At 41.2% G+C, this 24319-nt stretch carries 31 protein-coding genes; 22 read left to right on the top strand and 9 right to left on the bottom strand.

The genetic code is table 11. The features are described from left to right. Window positions 1–135: 135 nt before the first annotated feature. Window positions 136–495 carry a YugN family protein gene (locus B9Z54_RS04975; protein WP_113927389.1) on the bottom strand — a complete coding sequence of 120 codons (360 nt, stop codon included), beginning with the start codon at window positions 493–495 and terminating at the stop codon, window positions 136–138. A 207-nt stretch (window positions 496–702) separates the two neighbouring features. Between B9Z54_RS04975 and B9Z54_RS04980 the strand changes: the two genes are divergently transcribed. Together B9Z54_RS04980 and B9Z54_RS04985 are read left to right on the top strand one after the other, a co-directional pair. Continuing rightward, on the top strand, window positions 703–1137 hold the full coding sequence (locus B9Z54_RS04980) for a CBS domain-containing protein (RefSeq protein ID WP_113927390.1): 435 nt from the start codon (window positions 703–705) through the stop codon (window positions 1135–1137). Between the two features lie 723 nt (window positions 1138–1860). Next, on the top strand, window positions 1861–2838 hold the full coding sequence (locus B9Z54_RS04985; RefSeq protein ID WP_397541237.1) for a CAP domain-containing protein: 978 nt from the start codon (window positions 1861–1863) through the stop codon (window positions 2836–2838). Between the two features lie 208 nt (window positions 2839–3046). Here the strand turns inward: B9Z54_RS04985 and B9Z54_RS04990 are convergent, their stop codons facing one another. Continuing rightward, window positions 3047–3535: a PaaI family thioesterase gene (locus tag B9Z54_RS04990; RefSeq protein ID WP_113927392.1), complete on the bottom strand. Its 489-nt coding sequence runs from the start codon at window positions 3533–3535 to the stop codon at window positions 3047–3049. 773 nt (window positions 3536–4308) lie between these two features. Here B9Z54_RS04990 and B9Z54_RS04995 point away from each other — a divergent pair. The 5 genes from B9Z54_RS04995 to B9Z54_RS24685 all read left to right on the top strand — a co-directional run bounded on the left by B9Z54_RS04995 (window position 4309) and on the right by B9Z54_RS24685 (window position 6579). Then, entirely contained in the window at window positions 4309–4719 is a 411-nt protein-coding gene (locus B9Z54_RS04995; RefSeq protein ID WP_113927393.1) for a YlbD family protein, read from the top strand. A 14-nt stretch (window positions 4720–4733) separates the two neighbouring features. Next, a complete protein-coding gene (locus B9Z54_RS05000; RefSeq protein WP_113927394.1) occupies window positions 4734–4973 on the top strand; it encodes a YlbE-like family protein in 240 nt (79 codons plus the stop codon). 95 nt (window positions 4974–5068) lie between these two features. After that, window positions 5069–5464: a hypothetical protein gene (locus B9Z54_RS05005; RefSeq protein ID WP_113927395.1), complete on the top strand. Its 396-nt coding sequence runs from the start codon at window positions 5069–5071 to the stop codon at window positions 5462–5464. 61 nt (window positions 5465–5525) lie between these two features. After that, the gene (locus B9Z54_RS05010; protein ID WP_113927396.1) at window positions 5526–5969 is read left to right on the top strand and encodes a YlbF/YmcA family competence regulator; all 444 of its coding nucleotides are present in this window, start codon (window positions 5526–5528) and stop codon (window positions 5967–5969) included. Window positions 5970–6393: 424 nt separating this feature from the next. After that, window positions 6394–6579 (top strand): hypothetical protein, encoded by a 186-nt coding sequence (locus B9Z54_RS24685; RefSeq protein ID WP_162785092.1) that lies wholly within the window; start codon window positions 6394–6396, stop codon window positions 6577–6579. 438 nt (window positions 6580–7017) lie between these two features. On the opposite strand, the gene B9Z54_RS05015 is transcribed toward B9Z54_RS24685, so the two are convergent. Further along, entirely contained in the window at window positions 7018–7320 is a 303-nt protein-coding gene (locus tag B9Z54_RS05015) for a hypothetical protein (RefSeq protein WP_240189808.1), read from the bottom strand. Window positions 7321–7419: 99 nt separating this feature from the next. On the opposite strand from B9Z54_RS05015, the gene B9Z54_RS05020 reads away from it, so the two are divergent. Then, window positions 7420–7695, top strand: coding sequence for a YlbG family protein (locus B9Z54_RS05020; protein ID WP_113927398.1), 276 nt, complete (start codon window positions 7420–7422; stop codon window positions 7693–7695). A 101-nt stretch (window positions 7696–7796) separates the two neighbouring features. Here the strand turns inward: B9Z54_RS05020 and B9Z54_RS05025 are convergent, their stop codons facing one another. Further along, the gene (locus B9Z54_RS05025) at window positions 7797–8186 is read right to left on the bottom strand and encodes a DUF7147 family protein (RefSeq protein WP_113927399.1); all 390 of its coding nucleotides are present in this window, start codon (window positions 8184–8186) and stop codon (window positions 7797–7799) included. A gap of 243 nt (window positions 8187–8429) precedes the next feature. Here B9Z54_RS05025 and B9Z54_RS26095 point away from each other — a divergent pair, with 243 nt between their 5' ends. The 5 genes from B9Z54_RS26095 to coaD all read left to right on the top strand — a co-directional run bounded on the left by B9Z54_RS26095 (window position 8430) and on the right by coaD (window position 11830). Then, window positions 8430–8765 carry a sigma-70 family RNA polymerase sigma factor gene (locus tag B9Z54_RS26095; RefSeq protein ID WP_275887781.1) on the top strand — a complete coding sequence of 112 codons (336 nt, stop codon included), beginning with the start codon at window positions 8430–8432 and terminating at the stop codon, window positions 8763–8765. Then, entirely contained in the window at window positions 8756–8959 is a 204-nt protein-coding gene (locus B9Z54_RS26100; protein WP_275887782.1) for an RNA polymerase sigma factor, read from the top strand. Before B9Z54_RS26095 ends, B9Z54_RS26100 begins: the two co-directional genes overlap by 10 nt. Further along, the gene (locus B9Z54_RS05035) at window positions 8952–10280 is read left to right on the top strand and encodes a DUF4179 domain-containing protein (RefSeq protein WP_162785093.1); all 1329 of its coding nucleotides are present in this window, start codon (window positions 8952–8954) and stop codon (window positions 10278–10280) included. The genes B9Z54_RS26100 and B9Z54_RS05035 overlap by 8 nt, the downstream gene beginning before the upstream one ends. A 344-nt stretch (window positions 10281–10624) precedes the next feature. Beyond that, entirely contained in the window at window positions 10625–11176 is a 552-nt protein-coding gene (gene rsmD, locus B9Z54_RS05040; RefSeq protein WP_113927401.1) for a 16S rRNA (guanine(966)-N(2))-methyltransferase RsmD, read from the top strand. A 171-nt stretch (window positions 11177–11347) separates the two neighbouring features. Further along, a complete protein-coding gene (gene coaD, locus B9Z54_RS05045; protein WP_113927402.1) occupies window positions 11348–11830 on the top strand; it encodes a pantetheine-phosphate adenylyltransferase in 483 nt (160 codons plus the stop codon). 411 nt (window positions 11831–12241) lie between these two features. Here the strand turns inward: coaD and ylbJ are convergent, their stop codons facing one another. Further along, a complete protein-coding gene (ylbJ, locus tag B9Z54_RS05050) occupies window positions 12242–13465 on the bottom strand; it encodes a sporulation integral membrane protein YlbJ (RefSeq protein ID WP_113927403.1) in 1224 nt (407 codons plus the stop codon). 191 nt (window positions 13466–13656) lie between these two features. Here ylbJ and B9Z54_RS05055 point away from each other — a divergent pair, with 191 nt between their 5' ends. Beyond that, window positions 13657–14445 carry a patatin-like phospholipase family protein gene (locus B9Z54_RS05055; RefSeq protein ID WP_113927404.1) on the top strand — a complete coding sequence of 263 codons (789 nt, stop codon included), beginning with the start codon at window positions 13657–13659 and terminating at the stop codon, window positions 14443–14445. After that, window positions 14446–15483 carry a SepM family pheromone-processing serine protease gene (locus tag B9Z54_RS05060; protein WP_240189809.1) on the top strand — a complete coding sequence of 346 codons (1038 nt, stop codon included), beginning with the start codon at window positions 14446–14448 and terminating at the stop codon, window positions 15481–15483. Between the two features lie 340 nt (window positions 15484–15823). Here the strand turns inward: B9Z54_RS05060 and B9Z54_RS25180 are convergent, their stop codons facing one another. Continuing rightward, entirely contained in the window at window positions 15824–15967 is a 144-nt protein-coding gene (locus B9Z54_RS25180; RefSeq protein ID WP_187444436.1) for a hypothetical protein, read from the bottom strand. Window positions 15968–16589: 622 nt separating this feature from the next. Next, entirely contained in the window at window positions 16590–17807 is a 1218-nt protein-coding gene (locus B9Z54_RS05065; RefSeq protein WP_113927405.1) for a nucleotidyltransferase, read from the bottom strand. A 150-nt stretch (window positions 17808–17957) separates the two neighbouring features. Between B9Z54_RS05065 and B9Z54_RS05070 the strand changes: the two genes are divergently transcribed. Then, complete coding sequence (locus tag B9Z54_RS05070) at window positions 17958–18500, top strand: YceD family protein (protein ID WP_113927406.1); 543 nt, start codon at window positions 17958–17960, stop codon at window positions 18498–18500. Between the two features lie 63 nt (window positions 18501–18563). After that, window positions 18564–18737, top strand: a complete 174-nt coding sequence (gene rpmF, locus B9Z54_RS05075; RefSeq protein ID WP_006836756.1) for a 50S ribosomal protein L32 — start codon at window positions 18564–18566, stop codon at window positions 18735–18737. Between the two features lie 457 nt (window positions 18738–19194). Here the strand turns inward: rpmF and B9Z54_RS24690 are convergent, their stop codons facing one another. After that, complete coding sequence (locus tag B9Z54_RS24690; RefSeq protein ID WP_162785094.1) at window positions 19195–19356, bottom strand: hypothetical protein; 162 nt, start codon at window positions 19354–19356, stop codon at window positions 19195–19197. Between the two features lie 398 nt (window positions 19357–19754). Between B9Z54_RS24690 and B9Z54_RS05080 the strand changes: the two genes are divergently transcribed. Both B9Z54_RS05080 and B9Z54_RS05085 read left to right on the top strand, forming a co-directional pair. Next, window positions 19755–20516, top strand: coding sequence for an enoyl-CoA hydratase/isomerase family protein (locus B9Z54_RS05080; RefSeq protein ID WP_113927407.1), 762 nt, complete (start codon window positions 19755–19757; stop codon window positions 20514–20516). 149 nt (window positions 20517–20665) lie between these two features. Beyond that, window positions 20666–21292, top strand: coding sequence for an RsfA family transcriptional regulator (locus B9Z54_RS05085; protein ID WP_113927408.1), 627 nt, complete (start codon window positions 20666–20668; stop codon window positions 21290–21292). A gap of 71 nt (window positions 21293–21363) precedes the next feature. Here the strand turns inward: B9Z54_RS05085 and B9Z54_RS05090 are convergent, their stop codons facing one another. Then, window positions 21364–21840, bottom strand: coding sequence for an N-acetyltransferase (locus tag B9Z54_RS05090; RefSeq protein ID WP_113927409.1), 477 nt, complete (start codon window positions 21838–21840; stop codon window positions 21364–21366). Between the two features lie 255 nt (window positions 21841–22095). Between B9Z54_RS05090 and B9Z54_RS05095 the strand changes: the two genes are divergently transcribed. The 3 genes from B9Z54_RS05095 to B9Z54_RS05105 form a co-directional block, all read left to right on the top strand. After that, window positions 22096–23442 carry an acetyl-CoA carboxylase biotin carboxylase subunit gene (locus tag B9Z54_RS05095; RefSeq protein WP_113927410.1) on the top strand — a complete coding sequence of 449 codons (1347 nt, stop codon included), beginning with the start codon at window positions 22096–22098 and terminating at the stop codon, window positions 23440–23442. Between the two features lie 26 nt (window positions 23443–23468). Beyond that, window positions 23469–23681, top strand: coding sequence for a biotin/lipoyl-binding carrier protein (locus tag B9Z54_RS05100; protein WP_113927411.1), 213 nt, complete (start codon window positions 23469–23471; stop codon window positions 23679–23681). 257 nt (window positions 23682–23938) lie between these two features. Next, window positions 23939–24319, top strand: a 381-nt coding sequence (locus tag B9Z54_RS05105; RefSeq protein WP_275887783.1) for a carboxyl transferase domain-containing protein, incomplete at its 3' end; no start/stop codon positions are given.

Consider the following 24319-nt stretch of genomic DNA (forward strand, 5'->3'; position numbering starts at 1 on the left):
TGCAGTTCTTTTCTTTTTGTAAATCAAAGATATTCTTTATATTTCACAATAAATTACATCGTTGAATACGAAATTCTTATAAAAAAAAGCCGGCAGAGAGGTAATCAATCTACCTTCCTGCCAGCTAAGCTTTCGTTATTCGGCAAATCCAGATACTTCAGCTTTAATTTCAGCCAATAGCTTTTCACATGTAGTCACAAGGTGGGCAGGGAAATGCTCTCCCTCACCATATTCGATACCATGCGGATAGTAGTGTTTGCCCAGAAGAGGTGTCATAAGCTGAATGATTGCATCATGTCTGCCGATGTCACCGTTGACCGTATGACCTTGAATTCTAAGATAGTATGTACCTTCTTTGATCTCAAACTTTTTGTCATAAGTCACGCGCTCATAATCCCATTGTCCATCACGCAGCATGCCGTGTGAACTCATTACTTCATCAAGTCTGTTTAAATCCGCTTTCATTTCATTGACGCCAGAAGTTTCAAAACGCATATATATCCCTCCAATATCATCAACGCATTCTCACCTATTGTTTTCCTTCAGAATGCAAAATTCCTCATTCTTTATAATAGTGTAATTTGTCAATTGATGCAACGAATACATTGTGACGAAATTAGTAAATCGCGGAATTGCAGGCGAATACTTCGCTTTATAAGGAGAATGATAATAACAGCATCAATGACAATTGGAGGGATCAGAATGAATGTCAAAGAAATCATGACCAAGAATGTAGAGACATGCACCCTGCTTGATAATGTTTATGAAGTGGCAGTAAAAATGAAGGAGAATGATGTCGGCGCGATTCCAATTGTGGATGGTGAGTTTCTGGTGGGGATGATTACCGATAGAGATATTGTGGTCAGGGGTGTCGCAGAAAAGCATCCTGGTTCTTCTAAAGTCGAACAAGTGATGAGTGATGAACTGGTCACGATAGGTGCGGAAGCCTCTATCGATGATGCAGCGTCGCTCATGAGCAGGAACCAGATAAGAAGACTTCCTGTAGTGGATGGCCAGAAGCTAGTGGGAATCGTGTCGCTTGGAGACCTTGCCGTGAGGGATAAACTTGATCATCAAACAAACATGGCTATTGAAAAAATATCACAGCACGATATTGGTTCCAACAAACCTTGTTAATAGTTTGAATTCCTTTCAGTGGCTTAGCACGTCAAGAACTTGCTTTCAATTCTTGAGGCCAGATTATAAGATGTGAGTGTTCTTTTTAAAAGTAATGGCTTGCAGCTCCAGTCCCGCAGGGGGCCGCAAGCCTTCCGCTCCGAACCTTATGGGTTAAAGGATAAGAATTTAAATAGCATTAAAGCAAACAATCTTTTTAACGGCAGCAGCAAAGTATACGAAAAGAGCTTTAAAAAATGATAGAGCCGTGCTTTCAGAGTGCGGCTCTATTTGGTTAGACAGGTGCCTTGAATTAAAGAAAGATCTCAAAAGCGCTAAATAACCTTTGCTGCTTTAAATTCAATTATCTATAAATCCCAACCCTGACAACTGTGTAATTAGGTCAAATACTTAAAAACACTCAAATAAAAGAAGTAGACAGTGAATATTATAAGTAATATATGAAAAATAGAAATGAATACGCCTGCCGTTGAAATTTATAAAAGGTCTTACTGTAAAAGGAATTATAAGTAATGCTATACTAATAATAGTTATATATACATAAGGCCTCTGTCTGGATGTTTAAATTCATGGTTCATTTCTTCAGGTTTGTAGAAATATTTTATATCAGCATACTAAGAGAAAGGAGGATAACTCCTGAAAACCTTACTTCGTATCTTAACAATTTTAGCCATTATAATTTTTGTAGGTATTTATTCAAATGGAAAGCAGGATGACACCCCTATATTACAAGGGCCTGCAATAAATGAGCCTCAAGAGGATCAAAACGATTCCTTAAATGGGACAGAAAAAAACTTAACTCCGGGAGGACCAGCTCAAGGGATAGCCTCCTTTATCAATAAAAGCGCCGAGGAATTGGTTGCGCAGTTAGGGGAGCCTGACCGTATCGATCCATCAGCATACGGGTACGAGTGGTGGATCTACCATATTTCTGATCAGCAGTACTTTCAAGTCGGAATACTTCGAAGCAAAATCGTTACCATTTATGCCGCTGGAGATGAAGCGGAGATAGAACCATTCAAGGTGGGGCAGACGATAAAAGAAATCTACCAGACATCTCCCGTGGAATCAGAAGTAGTCGTCAAGGTTAATGAAGGCACCTACCGATTTGAACTTTCTGAAGAAGACCTTAATACAAGGATGCTGACCACACTCGGGGATGTGTATGCCCAGCTTAATCTTGATAAATATACTGGTAAGCTTGTCAGTATACGTCTGTTCAATAAAGAGGCCTTAGTAGAACAAAGACCCTATGAGATGGTGTATAGAGGGGAATTGATGGAAGAAAGCGAAATTCCTCAAGAAAAATGGAATGAGATAGCAGAAGGCAGTGAGAAGCAGATATTCGACATTACCAATATTATCCGTTCCAGTTATGAAGCGGGCGAGGTGGAATGGGACGAAGAAACAGCCTCTGTTGCAGAGCAGCACAGTAAAGACATGTTTGAACAAGATTATTTTTCCCATGAATCTCCTACCTCAGGAACACTCGCCGACAGGCTTGAAAGTGCGGAAGTGGCCTTTGGAATGGCGGGAGAAAATATTGCAGCACAATATGCTGACGGCCCTGCTGCTGTACATGGCTGGCTGAATTCCGAAGGGCACAGAAAAACCTTATTGGAGCCGGATTTCACACATCTTGGAGTAGGAGTGTATAGAAAGTATTTCACTCAAAACTTTATACAGCAGTTCCAACCATAATAAAAAGAATCGGTCATTGATGACTGATTCTTTTTATTTGGCTCTTTTTCGTGAATTTTGATATGTGTAAAGGCTCTGGTAAAGATTATTGTTGTTCTTACAGGATATGTTGACTTCCGTTCCAGGTGTACGTCTCCGCGGGGCGGGCGGTGAGACTCCCTCGGCTTCAGGGCGCATTAATCATAAAAGGGCATGCTTATTAAATCAATCAGGGTCTTTTTTTAACCACAAAAAATGATCCTGTACAATGGGCAACTGTTTTTCCATCATCCGCCATTACTTTGCCATCAATAACTAAGGTTTTGGAGCCTTTATGCACAAGGGCAGCTTTGGCCGTCAAGCTTCCTGTTTTCCCAGGTGACAGGTAATGAATATTCAGGTTGGTTGTGACCGCGCCATATCCTTCGGGAAGGAGTATGTTAGCCAATGTTCCCATGGCAGAATCGACTAAAGTGGCCGTGATGCCTCCATGTACGATTTCCAGGGAGTTATAAGTGAAAGGCGTAATAGGGATTGTCACTTCACAGGAATCTTCTGAGGTGACCCTCTCCATCGCCAAGGCGGCCCCTATATAGGATCCATTGTACTCGTCCTGCTTCCTTCTGACTCCTTGAAGCACTTGCTTTAAAACTTTGAAGTCTGCTTCATTTCCATTTTCTATGCAGTCATTCAAAAGTTCTGTTAATTCTTCTTTCATTTTCACTTCATCCTTCGTCTTTGTTTTAGCTTGAATTGGCCATTTACTATATTTGAATAGAAGATTGGGAGCAAATTCATTCTAGAAAATCTTAATAATATGAATAAACAGCCATGTTATTGTTACCGGTTCTAAGATAAATCTAGTTAATCATATCATGAAATAATTTTCCGGGGAATTTTTGGTTTTTTTCCTGCTTTATTATAAAGGCTTCTTTTCCAAGGAGTGAAATAAGAGCTGCTTTAATCTTTTTGGCCGCTGGCTATATCAGAGTGTATATTCTCCTTGAGAAGAGGTTTAAATCATAATTTTCATAAGCTAATGCCATAACTCACCGAAATTACCTTGGTAAACAAGAAAGACAAGAGCTTCTCCCTCAGTTTAAGAGATGAAATTCTTAGTATTCGGGGTAAAATGGGGTTCTTGAGATTTTTCTGAAAGCAACATAAATGCGAATACAGCCTTTCTAAAAGATTGTTGCTATTAATTGTTATCTTATCCTCTTCCCCCTCTTACATAGAAGGATTGGAGCGGAAGGCGTGTGACCTCCTGCGGGACTAGCGGTCGTCTAGTTGCAGCGCCCAGCCCCTCGGGGTCGCGCGCCTGGAGCGGAAATCCATTACTTTTAAAACGGCTAGAGTCTCTCTGCTAAAAACAACCTTGTGAAAAGAACTTTTAGAAAGGGTCCAGCATTTTTGTCTTAAGAATTCACATTTAATCAGGACTTTCATATCTTATAGTAGGTATATGCCCCGACTTAGGAGGTGAAGGATATGGCTAAAAAGCTGCATCCAAAAGTTAAGGAATTCAAGGAATTTGTGCAAAGGCACCCTAAAATGTCGTCAGAAGTCAGGAAGGGTACAGCCAGTTGGCAGGAGTTATTTGAGGAATGGTACTTGTTGGGGGAAGAAGATTCAAGGTGGGATGAGTTTAGAGAAGGAAAGGCGCATACTAAAGAAGAGAAGAAGGACTCCAAAGGGTTTATGGATCAAATTGGAGGGATGCTGAAAAATATGGATCCTGCTCAAATGGAACAGCATATCAACAGTTTGAGCCAGGCGATTGGTGCAGTGCAAGGAGTGCTTTCGCAATTTCAATCGTCTGATACTTCATCTTCGCCGGCACCTAAACAGTCTGAAGCACCAGAGCGGCGGCCCCATCCGTTTTCATTTAGAAAAGATTGAGGGAAGTGGTTTGTATGAGAAAAGAAGTGGTGGACTATATCCATTCTAAGGAAGATCTTAAAAACTTTATAAGGTTACAGCCAGCGTGGTATCGAATCCTTAGTAAAAATCCCCATCTGCTGGATAAGTTCGAAGCAGCCTCCATCAATCATTATGAAAAAACGGTCCACCATCAGGTTCAGCGTTTTTCCAATGGCGTTCAAATGGCATCGATGATGATGCAAATGTTCCAGGCTATGAATGATTCCCAGTAGTAATGGAAGCTTGAAGTTCCGGCCAGGAGAATAAGGCTTATTTTTTGTTTAAAAACCCCCATGTCTGCAAACGCTAACGGCAAGGAGTGGTTTTTATGAAAAAATGGATACTATTACTGGTCATAATATGTTTGGCAGGCTGCAGAGAAGATATGCCTGAACCGGAATCTTTTGGTATGGAGCATGAAGCAGAGGCAGCGATGCTTAACGCCCAAAAGAAAACAGATATAACAGTGAAACATATCGTTCAAGGCAGTCAAGTATACGTAGAATGCATTGTTCCCGGAGTCACTTTTTCGACAGGAAAGAAAGGCAAGAAGGGTAAAATAGTGGTCAGTGTAGATGGGAAGAGGCATGACGAATATCATACTGCAGCATTTGTCATCAAGGGACTTACCAAAGGGATACACCATGTGAAGCTTGATATAGTGGAGAAAAAAAGCAGGCAATCTTTAGGGCTTCAAAAACAATTCTATATCACCATCCCCTAAAAACAACTATTAGCTTACTTTCCCTAAACGTGTTAAAATGTCGTTATGGAGGTGAGCGTTTTTGCTTGCTACATTGGAAAGATTGGAAATTCAGGAATCCGCAGAAGAATTGGCAGCTCAGATTCTGGAATCAGATGTTGCAGAAGAGTATCGCCGTAGTTTATATATGTTAAAGTCAGATAAAGGCACGCAGCTCAAAATACAGAAATTCAGCAAAATGAAAGAACTGTATGAAGAGGTTCAGCGCTTTGGCCGTTATCATCCCGATTATAAAAGGGTGATGAAGGAAATCCGGGAGCTGAAACGTGATATGGATATGGATGAAAATGTCGCAAACTTCCGACGTGCAGAAAAGGATCTGCAAAGCCTGCTGGATGAGGTCAGTGTTTTAGTCGGCCGTTCAGTTTCTGAAAATGTTAAAGTGCCGACCGGAAATCCCTTCTTTGACTCAGGCTCTGCTTGTGGAGGCGGTTGCGGAAGCGGAGGAAGCTGCGGCTGTTCATAAATGCGGGGATTTCCTCGCATTTTTTTTGATGCTCTTAGAATCCCTGGCTGTGCCGGGGGTTGCAAAGATCTTATACCTGGAGTTAAAACCTCCTTCATGATAGGAGCCGGCTAATCCATTTCATCATAGAAGGAGGTTTGCCATGTGAAGGACCCAACAATCCTTCATTGAGTCACCAGTTATATTTAAATAAGCGGAGAATTTCCGGTTAAGCTGTGGAACAGAAGTCTATTTAGGGCAAATAAGCGGAAATTTTCCGCTTAAGCACGCCAATTGGACTCATTTTGCACCTTTTCAGAGAATAAGGGAAATTATTCCGTTAATTCATCTGTTTTTAGAGCTATCTTTAAAAATAGGCGGAATTTTTCCCCTTATTTTTAAAAAATCCGCCGATCCGCATACAAGTGATACAAGTGTGCCTTTTATGTCAAGGCCGGTAAGTAAGGTTCTCAGCGGCATAGAAAACCACCAGTTCACACTAGTGGTTTTGATTATAGAGGAAAACAAGAAAATCATAACGGGTTCTGTTTTCGAGTACATAATCAAGAATTACAAATCAAAAGGAGTGCCAAATCGCATCGATGTTGACACTCCTTTTTTGTTAGTTTAACGCTATTCTTGCTGGTTAATCTGTTTATTGGGTAATACTAAATGTAACTCAAATAGCAAATGACAGAACTTTTTGTTCTTCAAAATTTGTGGCACAATTTCCTATGCACTTTCATTCCCAATATTAATATAAAGGAGAGTATTTATAGAAAGTCAGCAATGATTTGATTGGAACGGAAGGTGCGTGACCTCCTGCGGGACTAGCGTGACAGGTGAGACCCCACAGGCGAAGCCGAGGAGGCTCACCGCACGCCCCGCGGAGTCACGCACCTGGAGTGGAAATCAATAGACATTGTTTTAAGGTGTGAATAACTCAACCAATTCTTTGGATAATTAGAAGTTTGTACTTCAAAATAGAACCCGTTAAGAAAATCATCGCCTTTCCTCTCTTGAGAACAATTTCCTGTCGGGGCTGTACCAGGGGCTTTCGCTTTTAAATTTACCCTCGCAGTCTTATGCAGTCGACACACAGGTTGCCGCAGCAGAACATTTTTTCCTGTGGTACATAGAAACGGTGGCGGTATACGTAATACTCTGATCTTTTCCTGACATATACCGTTTCGGAATGCAGCCGCTTGCCCCGGATGGATTTTGCGGCCGCCCGTTTAATTGAGTCTTCAAGCTCTTCCTTAGGAAGCTCGGCTTTAATATAAATAAAGGGAATGCCAGCTATTTTTTTCATTTCATAGTCTTCAATGCCTTCGAAGGATTGCAAATGTTCTGCGAATTTATCCCAAATCAAGGCAAGGTCCATGCTTCTCAGCCCTTCTTTTGTTGATTTATAGTTATTTCTTATGCTAGACTTATGAAAAACAGAGTGTTATTTAAGGGGAAAATAAAGATGTTCACCGATAGACAAGGTATTACAGTATGGTTATATAGTTTAAAACACGCCAAGTCGATGAGAAGGTTTGGCAATGTACAATATGTTTCCAGAAAGATGAAGTATGTTGTCCTGTATTGTAATCAAGATGAGACAGAGGCGATTGTTGAAAAGCTGTCTTCGTACTCCTATGTAAAAAAAGTGGAGCCGTCCTACAAGCCTTTCATCAAGACACAGTTTGAAAATTCCAAGCCGGATAAAGCAAAAGAGTATGATTATAAAATGGGTATTTAAGTGAAAGAAAACAGGTGTCTGCCACCTGTTTTCTTTTTTTGTTATAAGACTTTCCCGTTTCCAAAACCTCTTTCAATTGAAAGCCCCCGTCCTGGGTCTAACTACTGTAAAGGGGGGATAAAGTGGTTCAGGCGCAAAATGGCAATCAGATGCTGATAGTATAATTCTTTTTCCGCGAAGAAGGAGGAAGGCTTAACGTCCATCTGTATGACTTCCCGGCCTTGAGCCCTTGCTGCTTCATCAAATAGCTGATATCTTTTGTTAGGCAGGTGGTTTGGATCTGGAACGCCTTCCCTGCATATATATAGTGGCTGGAATTTGCTCTCTCCTGCAGGCTTAAGTACAACCGCCAGAGAAGTTACAGGTCGTTCTTTCACAACAGTATGAAACGCCATGAAATGAAGCATTCTTGGTTCATTGTATTGGGCCAGTTCAATAAGCTCATATAAATCAGAATACCCTTCTCCTAGTTCAATAAAACGCTGGATCATGTATACTACTTCCTTTCAGCCTTCATTAGTATAGTCTTTTCCAACTTTCAATTATTCCAAAAGCCTATAAATAAGTAAAGGATATTGTTAAATTGGTGATGATTGTGAAAGGCGGGTGACCCGGTTCCAGCACAAAACCGTATTTCTAAGGCAGCGATAAAGTTTAAAAAATAAAATAAAAATTTTTAATTTACTAAAACTTTTTCAGAGTGAGAAAGTCTAACGTACAGGAAGGAGGATTATATGAAAAAAGAAGATGAAGTATTAGTCAAGAAAGCAAGTAAAGGTGATGGCGAAGCATTTTATCAGCTCATGAAGATATATAAAATGCAATTATACCGTATAGCATTATCTTATTTCCGAAACGACCAGGATGCTCTGGAAGCCATTCAAGAAACCACATTCCGCGCTTACAAAGGAATTGGGAAGCTGAAGAAACCCAGCTACTTTTCCACATGGCTGGTCAGAATCCTTTTGAATTACTGCAACGATGAACTGAGAAAGAAAAAAGAATTGTATATAATAATGAAATTCTCCATAAGGCACCAGCTTCCGAAGAGAAATCCAGCTTGGAAATAGATGAGGCTATTGAGCGGGTTGATGAAAAATACAGAGAAGTTATCATCCTTAAATACCTGGAAGGGATGAAAATAGATGAGATAGCGGACATACTGGAACATCCACAGGGTACAATCAAGACTTGGCTTCATAAGGGGCTGCTTTCTTTAAGAAAACAATTCACTGAAGATGAGGAGGGGGATTCTGATGTCTAATCGTGAAGAAGATCGTCTTGAAGAACTTAAAAAGAAATTGAATGAACGAAAATACCCAGAATTAGCAATCGATGAGGCTATTAAGATGGGAATCCAAAAGGCCAAACGCTCAAAAAAATCAGGTCATCTTTGGAAAGCAGGGATAGCGGCAGCGGTGATCCTGCTTACAGTCTTCATCAGTTCACTGAGGGTCTCTGAGGCTTTTGCCGATTATGTCAGGAACATACCAGGTATGGAGCAGATTGTTGAATTGGTAAGACAGGACAAAGGGTTGGTATCCATAATTGAGAATGATTATGTTCAGGAAGTGAACAGCTCTGTTACACATAAGGGAATCACAATCACACTGAATTCATTCGTTGCCGACCAGGAGCAGCTGGTCCTGTTTTACCAGGTGGAATCAGACTCCACTCCGTTTGAAGATTTGCAGGTCGAAAAGATCATGGTGAAGGAGGAATCCGGCGATGAGGTTCCATTTGAGAGCTTGGGCATTGACTCACTTGATACGGAGAAGTCAAATATGTATCAGTCTAACTATGGGTTGAAAGAATCCTTAAACAATGAGGAGTATACCTTGGTAATGAACTTGCGCAATGGGGGTGAGGTGTTTTCTGAAACATGGGAAATCCCTTTCTCAGTGGACAAAAAGAAAATTGGAAAAACGAGAGAAAAACATCTCAATAAAGAATACCTGGTAGAAGGCCAAAAGGTCTTAGTAGAAAAACTTGAGGTTTCACCAAGCAGGACCAAAGTACAGATGAAATTTCCGGCTGAAAACGATAAACGGATTTTTGATATAGAGGACCTCCGTATAGTTGATGAGAATGGAGAAACCTGGTCAAGAATTTCAAACGGTCTTACAGCCAGCGGTGATTTTGAAGAAAAAACCTATTATCTTCAAAGCAACTACTTTGAGAAACCTGATGAGCTTTATCTGGTCTTCAGTAAGGTAAGGGCATTAGAAAAAGATAAACTGAAAGTGAAGGTAGATACCGGAGAGCTGAAGATCATTCAGGCACCCGATGAAAGGCTTGCAAAAGTGGAATATGAGGAAATATTTGATGAGACTGGCGCCTTACTCTTTTCGTGGGATAAACGATATGAACAGGCTGATCATATGTCCCCAATCCAAAGCTACACCGGAGCTGATGGGGAAGTGCATGAATTGAAGTCACAGTATCATGAGGGCGGCGGTGTGGACCGCATGCCGCGTTTTGGTTTTCCTTATGACAGAAGCGAAAGTTCCGGGGTAATCACCTTTGAACTTCAAGATTATCCATCATGGATTGAAGGAGACGTTAAGATTCCGTTAAAACAGTAATTCATGTTAGAGACTTTAAAAATGCTGCTGATATGGAAAGGCATTAGAAATATAAAAAATACCCTGCAGGACTTCCTGCAGGGTCCTTCTATTTCCACAAGGGAAAGAAGGCAAAGGGAGAGGAGAAACCGGAGGAAGAACTTATGGGGAAACGTAAGTCTTCTCCGCGGTTGGCAACAACACCAGAAAAGATGTTGTTACTAGCATTATCACCAGTGAACTATGTTTTATACATGAGGATCCAAATTTCATCGTTTTCCTCCGCAATTCGACGATGGATAGAAAAGAATGTTTATATATGGTAGGATATAAAAGAAATAAATACATATTCAGTGGTGAATTTAATGAGAGTTATATCAGGCGAATGTAGAGGAAGGCCGTTAAAGTCAGTGCCGGGAAGCGGGACCAGGCCGACAACTGATAAAGTGAAAGAAGCAATATTCAATATTATAGGTCCCTATTTTGAGTCTGGCAGCGGTCTAGATTTATTTGCAGGCAGCGGCGGTCTTGGAATAGAAGCCCTGAGCAGAGGACTCGGGAAGGTTATATTTGTGGATAAGGATTTCAAAGCAATACAGACCATTAAATCCAACTTGGATTCATGCGGATACAGTGATAGAAGTGAAGTATACCGTAATGAAGCTGGAAGGGCACTTAAAGCTGTTATGAAAAGAGATATAACCTTTGATTATATCTTTCTTGATCCTCCGTATAAGAAACAGAAACTTCAGCAATTAATGAAAGAGATTGATGAAAACGGCTTATTGAATGAAAGCGGTTTCGTTATTTGTGAGCATGGATCCGAGATTGAACTGCCGGAAGAAGTCGGCACTTTGAAAACAATCAGGGCGGAATCCTATGGAATCATCGGAATCACAATCTATCAAAAGAGCTGAGCCTTTTTCAAAGGCTTACTCTTCTTGATTTTTATTGTTTTTTTATAGAGGGGCAAGTATATCCGCGAGTCCGCATGTCAGGAAATGGAAACGAATTCAGCATTTCCAAAAGATTACGAACTATTTTTCTAGGGGAGTTCCCCTATCTAATGAAACGGAGGCTGCAAGCGAATGGGAAGTATAGCTGTCTGTCCTGGAAGTTTTGATCCAATTACATATGGACATCTGGATATCATAACTCGGGGTGCAAAAGTATTTGATAAATTGTATATAACTGTTTTGAACAATTCATCGAAACAACCGATGTTCTCAGTAGAAGAGAGAATGCAGTTAATCAGGGAAGTGACCAAGGATATACCTAATATAGAAGTGGATTCCTTTCAGGGGCTTCTTATCGACTATGCCAAGAGTGTGAATGCCAATGCCATCATCCGGGGGTTGAGAGCCGTTTCGGATTTTGAATACGAGATGCAAATCACCTCCATGAACAGGGTTTTGGATGAAAATATCGAGACTTTCTTTATCATGACCAATAATCAATATTCATTCTTAAGTTCTTCGATTGTTAAAGAAGTGGCCAAGTATGATGCCGATATTTCAGAACTTGTCCCTAAACCTGTCGAAATTGCCCTGCAGGCTAAAAATAGCGGTTGATCTTAGATATGAAATTTAAGAGGCTGGGACAAAAGTAGAAAACTAATTGATGCAAGTAGAAATCATCGAAAAAAACCGCATGAGATCAAGGTTATATACTTGATCTCATGCGGTTCATTTTTGTTATTAGGCTCTTACCTTATAGATTAGGTTATCCCCCAGTTCCTGATCGTAGGCGGATTGGAGCGGAAGGTGTGCGACCTCCTGCGGGACTAGCGGGACAGGTGAGACCCCGCAGGCAAAGCCGAGGAGGCTCAGCGCCCGCCCCGCGGAGTCGTGCACCTGGAGCGGAAATCCTTTCTTTATACTCAGACACATTCTTTTGAAAAGAGCTTTTTATAAGGTTTTGTCCCAGCCTCTTTTTGAAGAAATGAAAAAATCTGCCCCAGCTGTTATTAATGAGCGCTTATTTTAAAGCCGGCTGTTCTCTCTCAATTTTTGGACATATAAGAGTATATAAACCACCATGGAAAAGATCGTGATCACAGGCCCCCACTGTTTCAGCCATAAAAGTGCCTGTTCCCAGAAAGTCCAGTCAGGCTGGTTAAAAACAGGTACAGAATTTGAAGGTTTATCTCCGTAAAAATTCACATAAATCGGCTTCCAAATAAGGAGAGTTATGATGGCGGCGGCAGTCCCGTGAATAAACCTGGCTATAAAGAATGGACGAAAGCGGATATCTGTCTGTGCCAGTATGCTGGCCACTTGAGCCTGGACGCTGAAACCGCTGAATCCAAGGATGAAGCTGGTGATGATGGCTTGCTGAAGAAGGGTTGCTTCTCCGGCCCCGCTGGTCATCTGGCTTCCAAGGGTGATTTCAAATAACCCTGATATAAAAGGAAGAGTTAAAGCTTCAGGGAGGGTCAGCGTCTTTAGGAAAATATTAAGCGCATCTGCAGCAAATGGAGTAATGCCAAGGTGAAAGAGGAGCTTATTGATCACTGAAAATAAGATAATGAAACCGCCAATCATAAGCAGAGTCTGAATCGACGAGTTCACTGCATCTCCCAGCTGTTTGCCAATGGGCCTCTTTTCTTTCACTCTTGTTCTGTGAAGTGCGGCTAAAGCTGCCCTGATTGAAAAGCCATTATTGGAAACTGTATTACTCTGACTTTCTTCTTTACGTCCATAGAAGCTCATCATCAACCCAACAAAAATGTTGCCAAGATAATGGGCGCATGCAAGAATGACCCCTAAGTGCGGGTTATAGAAAAAGCCGATGGATACTGCACCAAATATAAAAAGAGGATTGGAAGAATTGGTGAAAGAAACCAGTCTTTCAGCTTCGATCCGAGTCAGCTGCTTTTCTTGTCTGAGCCTGGCCGTCAGCTTTGCGCCAGCAGGGAATCCAGATGCCATGCCCATTGCCCAGACAAATCCTCCTACTCCAGGAACCCTGAAAAACGGGCGCATGAGCGGTTCCAAAATAACACCGATAAACTTAACAACCCCGAATCCTATGAGCATTTCGGAGATGATGAAAAATGGGAGCAGCGACGGAAAGACGATTTCCCACCACATATTCAGTCCCCTGATGGAGGCTTCAAAGGATTCTTGAGGAAATATAATTAAAGAGGCTGCAAGTGTAGTGACGGATAGTGCTAAAAAGATTGTTTTAAATTGCGAAGCATTCAATCTGTTCCCTCCCGGAGTCTATATGGATGATCCATTTCCTTACCTTGTAGATAGTGGAAAAAATGGTAGAATGAAATTAGGTAGTGCTATAACAAGCAATCACACCTTGTCCTCATATTATTGAAATATACTCATAGTCACTCAAAATAGACCATAGAATAAACCAAACGGTGAAAAAAGGGGGAGGCCAAGTGAACAAGCCTAAAGTCGGCTTAGCTCTCGGTTCAGGAGGAGCAAGAGGGTTTGCCCACCTGGGGGTGCTGAAGGCCTTTAAAGAAGAAGATATCCCTGTTGATATGATTGCCGGAAGCAGTATGGGGGCACTTGCTGCCTGTTTGTACGGAGTCGGCCATAATATGGAAGATCTTTATAAGTTATCTACCGCATTTCGAAGAAAGTACTATCTGGACTTCACTGTGCCAAAAATGGGGTTCATCGCAGGCAAGCGGATCAAGCAGTTTGTCAGGCTGTTTACCCATAATAAAAACATAGAAGATCTCAGTATTCCAATAGCAGTGGTCGCCACTGACCTTACCAAGGGAGAAAGAGTAATCTTTACTGAAGGCCCTATAGCCGAGGCAGTAAGAGCGAGCATCAGCATACCGGGAATTTTTGTTCCAGAGAGAATCAATGGAAGACTGCTTGTCGATGGTGGAGTAATCGACCGGGTGCCTGTTTCTGTAGTTGAAGAGATGGGGGCGGATATCGTCATAGGAGTTGATGTTGCACAAGTGAAACAAAATGCAGAAATTCTGACTGTGTATGATGTTATAATGCAGAGTATTGATATACTTCAAAAAGAAATCATCATGAATCGGGAGTTGAGCGCTGATTTTATGATAAGGCCGAATGTGGAACAGTACAGTTCACGAGCATTCACTAATACGGAGGAAATCATTGCCGCGGGAGAAGAAGAAGCCAAGAAAATAATTCCTTCAATAAAGCAAGCCATTGAAGAATGGAAGGAGAAGCAGCAATAAGTGTCACAAAAAAAATGGATCAGAATTCTAGTCATCATGACAATTCTTATTATAGGAAGTTCTTTTTATTATCTACCGTACTACGTCACCAAGCCTGGAAGTGCAAAAGATCTTGATTCAATCATTGAAGTGGAGAACGGATTTGAGGATGAAGGCCGGCTCATGCTGACGACCGTCCGGATGGGGAAGGCCAATATCTATACCTATCTCATCGCTTCTTTACGGAAGTACGAACATATCTATCCGGCAGGTGAAGTCAGAAGCCCGGAAGAAACAGATGAAGAATACAATGTAAGGCAGCTTCACCTGATGGAAACGTCTAAGTTGAATGCCATAGAAGTCGCCTTTAAACATGCAGACAAACCTTATTCATTTGACTATAACGGGGTCTATATCTTGAACGTTTACCCTGGTATGCCCGCAGATGAGGTTCTTAAACCAGGGGACATGATTACAGCCATAGATGGGAATGCATTCAGTTCTTCTCAGGAATTCATTGACTATATCAGCAAAAAGACAGTGGATGACACGGTCAAGATCACTTTTACCAGAGAAGGGGAAGTGTTTGAAGAAGAAGTTCCGCTTGCAGAGTTTTCGGCCAGTGACGGCAAGGTCGGGCTGGGGATCGGCCTGGTGGATGACAAGGATATTGTCACTGAAACAAAAGTGACAATGAATACCGAGAAAATCGGAGGACCGTCCGCAGGATTGATGTTCAGTTTACAGCTGTATAATGGCTTGGTCGAAAAAGATATTACCAGGGGGATTGATATTGCCGGCACAGGAACCATCTCATCGAATGGAACTGTTGGAAGAATAGGCGGGATTGAGCAAAAGGTCATTGCAGCAGATAATGCAGGCGCGGAGATTTTCTTTGCCCCTATGGACATCATTCCCGAAGACATAAAGAAATCCAACCCCGATTTACAACCGAATTATGAAGAAGCCTTGAAAACAGCCAAAGAAATTGGAACTGACATGGAAATAGTGCCTGTCAAGACGTTTGAAGATGCGTTGAATTATCTGGATTCTATATAAAGGGATAAATCCGGCAATTGGAATTTTTCCGGAAGCGACACTCTTTGCGAAAACAGTGTATTAAAAGAAAGAACTAAATAATTTCTTAAGTGATGGGTTTTGAAGTGAAAAATTAAATGAACGCTGCGTTTGGGATACTAATCCGCATATGGATTGGTATCCCGCTTTTATTTTATTTATAGGGATTTGAACTGTTTCCAAGTATGACTTAGCGAGTTCTTATACAGCTTAACAAGTGCCTGATAGACGGAAGTCGACTTAATTAGTCTGTTAATCACACTGTTAAATTGGGCAAATAAAAAGGTCAGTGGCTGTCACCTCTGACCAATAGTTATATTCATCACGAATTTCTCTCTAAATCATTAATTCTTTTTTCAAGTTCTTTTACATTATTACTACTATTCAACACTGTCGTATAAGCAACAATACCGAAAGTAAATCCCGCCATGCCAAAAATAAACCCCATAATCCCGAAAACCTCCATATAATCCCCCCTTATTTTGAACTCCACTGCTTTACCGGAACAATTGATTGAATTATATTTTAACATAAATCCCCATTTTGTTTTGCCCCTTTAGAGGATATAAAATAGAGCAGCAGGTGTTTGGGTCACCTGCTGCTCTTCTGTTATCATCATTGCTAATACTATTGCAATTACAATTGAGTTAACGAATAAGCATTTTCTACTCGAAAACCGAACTCGTTAACAATTTCTGTTCATTTCTTTCTTTTATAAACGCTCATTTCGTAAACTTTGCTGCTTATGATATGAATTTCGTAAGTTGACGTCATTATTCATTGGAACTATCCTGGTAAGCAAAAAAGAAAAGAGCTACTACATCCATGTTAAAGAGAGAAACCTGAGTATCCGGGGTAATCACGTACCTTGGGGATTAGTCCAAAAGTAGCTATATTTGTAAAAAATCCTCTCGGAAAGGTTGTTCCTTTTAAATGCTAATTTCTCCTTACTCCCCCTCATACGTAAAAGGAGTGGAAATCCATTACTTTTAAAACAGCCACAATCTTTGCGGAAACAGCCTTTTGAAAAAATGCTGAAAATCTAATCAGATATCAGTCTTCCTGTTTAATACAGTAATTATCCTTATTTAACTTTTCAGGTAGATCGGAGGCTGCTTGAATTCCTGCTGCAGCAGCTTCATTTGTAATTCCGGGTCCACCGCACCTAGTGAAAAGATTTCAGCTGCCTTTATATCAAGGGAAATCATTTCCCTGTCGGCAGAACTCAGCTTACTGATCAATGGCAGGCCGAGATCCTTTTTTATTGTATTAAGATACTGCCTGCCTGCTTCCGTCATGCCCAGCAGACGTATGTATTGCGGAGATTTATGGGCATCCATAGCTTCCTTGGTTGTGTTAGTCAGTATATGAAGTGCCATCCGTTGAAGACGTGTCCAGGTGTATCTCTTCGTTTTAACTGTTTCCATAAACTCCTGAAAGCTTGAACAAGAACGAGCTGCGGCTTTGAATCTGTTTTCGATGCCTTCTTCTATTTCATAGATGCCAGCGAGCTCCTCACTGGAAGATGATAAGATTTTATATTTCAAAAGGCTCCAGTAAAGTTCCCAGTCATGAAGAATTCCGAATGTATCCTGGTAATCTTTCAGTTCAGCCAGGGTTGATTCAGTGATGAAGGAGTGGACTGCATCCACATTTCCTTCTCTCTTTTTTAATTCTTTTCTAATGCTAGTAGCACTTGCGATGGATTCATCGCTAAAATGTTCATCATGATAATTTGCATTTTTTCTGGCAAGGGTATAAGCTTTCATTTCTGAGCCTATAGCATTGCGTGCATGGATATAATGATATCCGAGAATATTATTGGGCAGTGAAAGGTCGACCAGGCTTCTATCCGGATTGAGACTCTGAAATGCTTTTGACAATGCAGAAGGATAGCTCATTCCCATCTTGATATATTCTTGTACAAAAGCATTATATTGCTCATCATGGTTATGAAGGTACTCTACAGTATTTTCAAAGGAGGCGATGTTACCCGACTCACTTCCAAAGCAAAAAGCCGAACATTTCATGGCATCCAACAGTGCAACCGATCCAGAGGCGAAAATTTCAGCATGCTGGGTTGCAAAGGCGTAGGGAAGTTCTATCACTATATCTGCACCTGATTTCAAGGCCATCTTTGCGCGGGACCATTTAGAAACAATGGCAGGTTCTCCCCTCTGCAAGAAATTTCCGCTCATTACAGCAATGATCAGGTCTGCATTTGTCATTTTTCTCGTCTCTGAAAGATGGTGAAAATGTCCATTATGGAATGGATTATATTCTACAATAACGCCCGCTGCTTTCATTTCTTTTTCACATCCTTTAAAATGGGTGGTAAATACTCATAAATACAAGTTATAATTACAACACTATACTTGTAAAGAGTGTAAAGAAAAAATATTGACAAAAGGTATTATGAAAGCTATAATTACCTTTGTTGCCTTGAGGTGATTACATTGAAATGGTCAATTATTCAATTGCAAAAGTTTCGTGATAAGGGAATGCCCCTTGATGAAACAGTAGATGCAAGTGAAGTGAAAAAACTTGATCCTCAGATACGTGATGTTTCTCCAATCCATGTCACAGGAAGAGCAGACATCAGTTCTGATAAAGTAACCTTCCATCTGCATATTGAAGGCCAACTTGTTCTTCCTTGCTCAAGAACGCTGGAAGATGTCCATTTTCCGGTTGATATTGACACGGTCGAAACATTCTTATTAAAAGCAAATGACTATGATCAGTATGAAGAGGAAGAAGTGCACAGGATTCAGGGAGATGTCATTGACTTGATGCCTGTCATCAATGAGCTGCTTGTCCTGGAAATTCCTATGCAAGTTTTCAGCGAAAAAGCGAAAGACGATGAAAACCTTCCATCCGGCAAGAATTGGGAAGTCATTACGGAAGAGCAGGCCATTCAGGCGGAAGAAGAAGAGGAAAAGAAAGTTGATCCTCGGCTTGCCGGTCTTGCTAAGCTTCTTGAACAAGACAAGAACTCTTAAAGCGTCGTGAACCAGCTCGTTCTGGCTTCATCATAACATATCTCTGTAAGGAGGTGGGAAGAAATGGCAGTACCTTTTAGAAGAACATCTAAAACAGCAAAGAGAAAACGCCGTACACATTTCAAGTTAAATGTACCTGGTATGGTTGCATGCCCCAATTGCGGGGAAATGAAACTAGCTCACCGTGTATGTAAAGAGTGCGGTACTTATAAAGGAAAAGAAGTTGTGAATAAATAAGTTTATTCTCAGCAAAAAAGCGTGAAGAGACCATGGCTCTTCACGCTTTTTTGTTTTTTCTTTTAGCTGTTTTCTTAAGGATTGTGGCTGTTTTAAAAGTAATGGATTTCTGCTCCGGGTGTAAAAGGGGGAGGGATTTATAATAGCACCCAAAACAACAATCTTTTTGAAAGCTTTTTTGCAAAAATTGCTGCTTCCGAATTTCCCCCGGAAACTAAGGTTTTTCTCTTTAATATGGAGGGAGCAGCTCTTTTTCTTTCTTATGAGATTATTTCCACTCAATTATAACGGTAGTTTTCGATATTTATGTGGATAGCAACAAAGTTTACGAAAAGAGCTTTTTCGTTTTACTGGTTACTTGCTTTGTGCAGGGGAGCTGTTCGGTTTTCATTACACCGCGCTATGTGAGCGAGAGGCATCATATACGTAATTTCCTCTTTTGATGAACCGCATTGTGTTAGCGAGGGGCATCATCTTCGTGATTTCTTCTTTTGATGTACCGCGCTGCGTGAGCGAGGGACATCATAATCGTAATTTCCATTTTTAATGTACCGTCATTCGTTTGCCAAGTGAATTTGTTGCTATTAAGGATGTCGATTACGAGGGTTCTCTCTGACATTTAAGTAAAGCAGTTTCGTATAAAGTGTTGATTTCGAAGCCTCGATTAAGATAGGTGGTATTTATCCTTGACTTGTTACTGATGCATGACGTGCGGATATAGTCTTATTGATCCCATAAACTCGTCTTGGGGTATTGAGTCTGGTGCACTAGTCTATCACAATGACTTAACCGATCTTCTTCACCTAAGTAAATTGCATCCTTTAAATAGATGAAAATCAGAAACTCGGCGCAGGGAACACCCTCATTCCCGAATTATAGAGACCCGTTAACAAAGAATTAATGATCACCGCTTGCGCATATAGAAAAACTTCCCCTGTATCTGTAAATGTATGGTATTAATATAGAAAGAGAAACAAGTTTAACTACATATAAAATTTACTGCAAAGGGGAATGAAGATGGAAGATTATCTACTGGAAAAAACAGAAGACGGCGTTCTTGTTTTTACCATCAATAGGGAAGAGAAACGAAATGCGGTTAATTATGAAGTGATGGACGGACTACAGAAAGCTATTGATGAGGCGTCTTCTGATGATGAGATTAAACTTCTGATTATAAAAGCTGCTGGAGGAAAGGCATTTTGTTCTGGAGGGGATCTGGAAACCTTTCATGGGTTAAAGACAGAAGAACAGGCCTATTCTATGCTGAAAAAGATGGGGGACATACTCTATCAATTGGCGACACTTCCGAAAATTACCGCTGCCCTGATAGATGGAAGTGCGGTAGGGGGAGGATGTGAAATCGCGGCAGCATGTGATTTCCGGGCTGCGCGAAAAGGAGTAAAGCTGGGATTCATTCAAGGAAGGCTGGCGATTACAACGGGGTGGGGCGGAGGTTCCTTGCTAATGGAAAAAATGACGCCTGGACATGCCCTCTATCTATTAGGAACTGCCGATTTATACTCGTCTGAGCATATGCATGAATATGGATTCATCAATTATCTTCTTGAAAAGGCGGATGTTCCGTCGTTGGTTCAATGTATGAAAGGCTTTTTGAACAAAGATGTTAACGTCCTTGTCGCTTATAAGCAAGCGGTAAAAGAAAAATGGGAATCAGTCAATCTCTATGAAAGAATTGATAAGGAAATAAGGACATGTGCAGGATTATGGGAGAAAGAAGCTCATCATCAAGCGGTAGAAAAATTTTTATATAAAAAGTGAAATGGAAGAATTTGAAAGAAAGAGGAATTTATCGGTAAGAGAGCAGCATCGGTTCTAAAAAGCATTAAAATCTTGAGTTATATATTCTATCTTTTCTACTATAAACATAAGTATGGATTAATAAATAAATTCATACAGGAGGGATAGAAGTGACTTCTAATAGACAAGATGCATGGAGCCAAGATGAGGATTTATTGCTTGCCGAGGTGGTGCTTCGTCATATCAGAGAAGGGGGAACGCAGCTTCAGGCTTTTGAGGAAGTGGGAAGGAAGTTGTCAAGAACGGCCGCCGCCTGCGGATTTCGCTGGAATTCATTTGTGAGAAAACAATATAAATCCGGGATAGAACTTGCAAAAAGACAACGTAAGGAAAATAAAAAACATTCTGTACCTGCCGAGCAGCCTGAACCTGAGCAGAATGAAAGAGTCCAGGAAATTCCGTCACTGAAAAACGATGAAACGCATTCAGGAAAGCTGACACTCGATGGGGTCATAGAATTTCTTAAGAGCCTGAAGGGCAATTTAACTGAGGATATAGAATTGCAAACTGCTTATAGAAAACTTGAAGAATACTCCGAAAAGCTTGAGCAGCAGGTAGAGCGGCTTAAAGAAGCTAATTCAGCCTATAAAGATAAACTGGAACTGCTTGAAGAAGATCATCAATCCCTGCTGTTCATATTTGAAAAAGCCAGGAAGATGGCTCTGCTGCAAGAGAGTGATGATAAAGTGAAGTTCCAAATGGATAAAAACGGAAACCTGCAGCGGCTTCAAAAATGATTACTGCCAGATGGCGAGATTCTTAAACACACAAAAGGCTGACTAATCGTCAGCCTTTTGTATTGATCTAATCAAGAATGTTTTTGTTCGTGGACACCTTCAGGAAGCCATATCAGCGGATTTTGCCCCAGGTCTCTTTCCATATCGTAGGTTGCCTTCTCGAAGCCCATTCTTTCCCAGAATCCATGAGATTGTATCCTGGGATTTGTTTTGATCGCCACATTGAAGCTTTTAGCGAAATCAACCAGAACTTTGCCATACCCTTTTCCCTGGTAGGTTGGGAGAACCTCCAGCTTCCATAATTCAAGGTAATTTTGCGGTGGATCAAAATACTGGTCATTGCTTGAGTCCCTCTGATATAGGCTCATGCGCGCTATAAGAGTATCGCCAAAATAAATGCCATAGAAGGGTGACTCACTGTTATTTTCGATTATATTGGATTCCAGGTCTTCCATCATCGAAAGCTCCTGTACACCGTACTCTTTAAATTTCTTGAATTCTTCCAAAGTCTTGTAGTTTACTTTTAGTTTTTCAACTTTTACTGTCATATGCGGTACCTCCCGGCCAAGTGATATAAGTGTATACCTTCTCTGTTGAATGAATATCATCTAGTGTAAAGAGTATGAGTATCTCTTTTCATTCATTACTATAGGAGAAGATTATGATATTATCATTATATAACAAAAATACAAAAAATTCTGCACTCAGCTAAGAAAGCGTTTGCAGTTTTGGGAGGATTTTTTGTTTTTTGTAGAAATCTAATACTAGAATACTTATTCATGAACAAGGAAAGGGGATATGTTGTGCAGAAGATTTTAGTGGCAAACAGGGGAGAAATAGCTTCAAGAATCATTCGGACTTGCAAGGAAATGGGAATACAAACTATAGCAATCTATTCAGATGCTGATAAAGATATGCCATATGTTGCTGAAGCAGACAGTGCATTCCGTATAGGGGAGCCGCCGGTTAATAAGTCTTACTTACAAACTGATACCATCCTGGACATTGCTGTAAGGGAAGGAGCAGAAGGGATACATCCAGGGTATGGGCTGTTATCAGAAAACAGCGATTTTGCAAGAAAGACAAGAGACCGCGGCATAACATTTATCGGGCCTTCAGCGGAAGTGATGGAGATGATGGGAGATAAAGTTGCTGCAAGAAAAACAATGATTGCGGCGAATGTACCTGTTGTTCCTGGGAGCGAAGGCGGGGTCGCTTCGATCGAAGAGGCCAAGGAAGTGGCGCAATCCATCGGCTACCCTGTTATGTTGAAAGCCAGCAGCGGCGGAGGGGGCATCGGCATGATCCGCTGTAACGATGAGCAAGCGCTCGTTCAAAGCTTTGATTCTACGAAAAACAGGGCAAAAGCCTACTTTGGTCATGACGAAGTTTTTCTGGAAAAATGTATAGATGACGCAAGACACATAGAGGTACAGATATTTGGAGATGAAAAAGGTAACATCATCCACCTATTTGAAAGAAATTGTTCTGTACAAAGGCGGAATCAAAAAGTTATTGAAGAAGCGCCGTCACCTCAACTATCTCATGAGGCAAAGGAAAGAATGTTTGAAGCAGCTGTCAGGGCAGGAAGGGCGGTGAATTATGTCAATGCCGGTACGGTCGAATTCATTGTGGATAGCGAAGAAAATTTCTATTTTCTCGAAATGAATACGAGACTGCAGGTCGAGCACCCGGTTACAGAAAGCATCACCAATCTGGATCTGGTTAAGTGGCAGGTCCTCGTCAGCAGAGGAGAAGAACTTCCTATTTCCAGCCAGGAAGCTATCCGATGCGATGGCCATGCCCTGGAGTTTCGGGTATATGCAGAAGATCCCAAAACCTTTTTCCCTTCACCCGGCAATATTTCGTCCATTAAATGGGGAACCGCGAAAAATGTCCGGATAGACACCGGCTATGAGCAGGGAAATAATGTAACACCTTTTTATGACCCGATGATTTCCAAAGTCATCATTTACGGAAGCACCCGTGAAGAGTGCGTTCGAGAAGCAATCAAGTTTTTTGAAGATACGGAAATACAAGGGGTAAAGACAAATATCCCTTTATTCAGGGAAGTGCTCAAAGAAGAGAGCTTCCAGGACGGGTCCTATAATACTGCGTGGCTGAGTTCAAGGAAGACCGTAAATAACTGACAACGATTACTTAGGAGGAACAGGAAATGAAAGAAATTACAGCATCAATGGCAGGAACAGTATTGAACGTTTTTGTTGAAAGCGGAGCTGAGGTTAACGGCGGGGAGACCATCCTAATGCTTGAATCGATGAAAATGGAGATTCCGGTAGAAGCTGAGGCGGCTGGAAAGGTTGCTGAAGTAAAAGTGAATGTCGGCGATTTTGTCAATGAGGGCGACGTTCTTATTACGTTCGAATAGAGATGCATCACAATAAATAAACCTGGAGAGAAAGAAAGGGAAACCGTCTTTCTCTTCGGAACATCGCCTGTCGGGCTGACCAGGGCGCATTCGCTATTTATGACAATCCAGCTTCTGACCCGGGGGTCCTCGCCTATCGGAACCTTCATCTGGAGAAGGTCCATCTGCCCCTTGCGAAGTTGTGCCTCAGGAGCGGTAATCAATTTTTTAAAAAAGCAGATGGCAGTAATGCATTTGAAAACAAAGGGGGATTTTTTGTGTCACAGAAGACATATGAACATGTACTGGAAGAGCAAAGGGAGAAAATATCCAGCGGCGGCCAGCAGAAATATCATGAAAAGCTTAAAGAACAAAATAAGCTTTTTGTAAGAGATCGTTTGAATCTATTGTTCGATAACGGGGAGTATCAAGAAGACGGCATGTTCGCCAATTGCCAGGAAGAAGGGCTTCCTGCCGATGGTGTAGTGACGGCAACTGGCAAAATTGGAGGAAGAACAGTTTGTGTTATGGCAAATGATTCTACAGTCAAAGCTGGATCATGGGGTGCCAGAACAGTGGAAAAAATCATCCGTATCCAGGAAACTGCCCTGAATCTTAAAGTGCCCATTCTGTACTTGGTCGACTCAGCTGGAGCGAGG

Source organism: Bacillus sp. P14.5 (genome assembly GCF_003316765.1).
Taxonomy (GTDB): Bacteria; Bacillota; Bacilli; order Bacillales; family Bacillaceae_B; genus Rossellomorea.

Excerpts from the sequence above, each read along its gene's own strand:
- B9Z54_RS04975 (WP_113927389.1), bottom strand. The coding sequence starts at position 495 with ATGCGTTTTGAAACTTCTGGCGTCAATGAAATGAAAGCGGATTTAAAC.
- B9Z54_RS04980 (WP_113927390.1), top strand. The coding sequence starts at position 703 with ATGAATGTCAAAGAAATCATGACCAAGAATGTAGAGACATGCACCCTG.
- B9Z54_RS04990 (WP_113927392.1), bottom strand. The coding sequence starts at position 3,535 with ATGAAAGAAGAATTAACAGAACTTTTGAATGACTGCATAGAAAATGGA.
- B9Z54_RS04995 (WP_113927393.1), top strand. The coding sequence starts at position 4,309 with ATGGCTAAAAAGCTGCATCCAAAAGTTAAGGAATTCAAGGAATTTGTG.
- B9Z54_RS05000 (WP_113927394.1), top strand. The coding sequence starts at position 4,734 with ATGAGAAAAGAAGTGGTGGACTATATCCATTCTAAGGAAGATCTTAAA.
- B9Z54_RS05005 (WP_113927395.1), top strand. The coding sequence starts at position 5,069 with ATGAAAAAATGGATACTATTACTGGTCATAATATGTTTGGCAGGCTGC.
- B9Z54_RS24685 (WP_162785092.1), top strand. The coding sequence starts at position 6,394 with ATGTCAAGGCCGGTAAGTAAGGTTCTCAGCGGCATAGAAAACCACCAG.
- B9Z54_RS05020 (WP_113927398.1), top strand. The coding sequence starts at position 7,420 with ATGTTCACCGATAGACAAGGTATTACAGTATGGTTATATAGTTTAAAA.
- B9Z54_RS05025 (WP_113927399.1), bottom strand. The coding sequence starts at position 8,186 with ATGATCCAGCGTTTTATTGAACTAGGAGAAGGGTATTCTGATTTATAT.
- B9Z54_RS26095 (WP_275887781.1), top strand. The coding sequence starts at position 8,430 with ATGAAAAAAGAAGATGAAGTATTAGTCAAGAAAGCAAGTAAAGGTGAT.
- B9Z54_RS05035 (WP_162785093.1), top strand. The coding sequence starts at position 8,952 with ATGTCTAATCGTGAAGAAGATCGTCTTGAAGAACTTAAAAAGAAATTG.
- rsmD (WP_113927401.1), top strand. The coding sequence starts at position 10,625 with ATGAGAGTTATATCAGGCGAATGTAGAGGAAGGCCGTTAAAGTCAGTG.
- coaD (WP_113927402.1), top strand. The coding sequence starts at position 11,348 with ATGGGAAGTATAGCTGTCTGTCCTGGAAGTTTTGATCCAATTACATAT.
- B9Z54_RS25180 (WP_187444436.1), bottom strand. The coding sequence starts at position 15,967 with ATGGAGGTTTTCGGGATTATGGGGTTTATTTTTGGCATGGCGGGATTT.
- B9Z54_RS05065 (WP_113927405.1), bottom strand. The coding sequence starts at position 17,807 with ATGAAAGCAGCGGGCGTTATTGTAGAATATAATCCATTCCATAATGGA.
- rpmF (WP_006836756.1), top strand. The coding sequence starts at position 18,564 with ATGGCAGTACCTTTTAGAAGAACATCTAAAACAGCAAAGAGAAAACGC.
- B9Z54_RS24690 (WP_162785094.1), bottom strand. The coding sequence starts at position 19,356 with ATGTCAGAGAGAACCCTCGTAATCGACATCCTTAATAGCAACAAATTC.
- B9Z54_RS05080 (WP_113927407.1), top strand. The coding sequence starts at position 19,755 with ATGGAAGATTATCTACTGGAAAAAACAGAAGACGGCGTTCTTGTTTTT.
- B9Z54_RS05090 (WP_113927409.1), bottom strand. The coding sequence starts at position 21,840 with ATGACAGTAAAAGTTGAAAAACTAAAAGTAAACTACAAGACTTTGGAA.
- B9Z54_RS05100 (WP_113927411.1), top strand. The coding sequence starts at position 23,469 with ATGAAAGAAATTACAGCATCAATGGCAGGAACAGTATTGAACGTTTTT.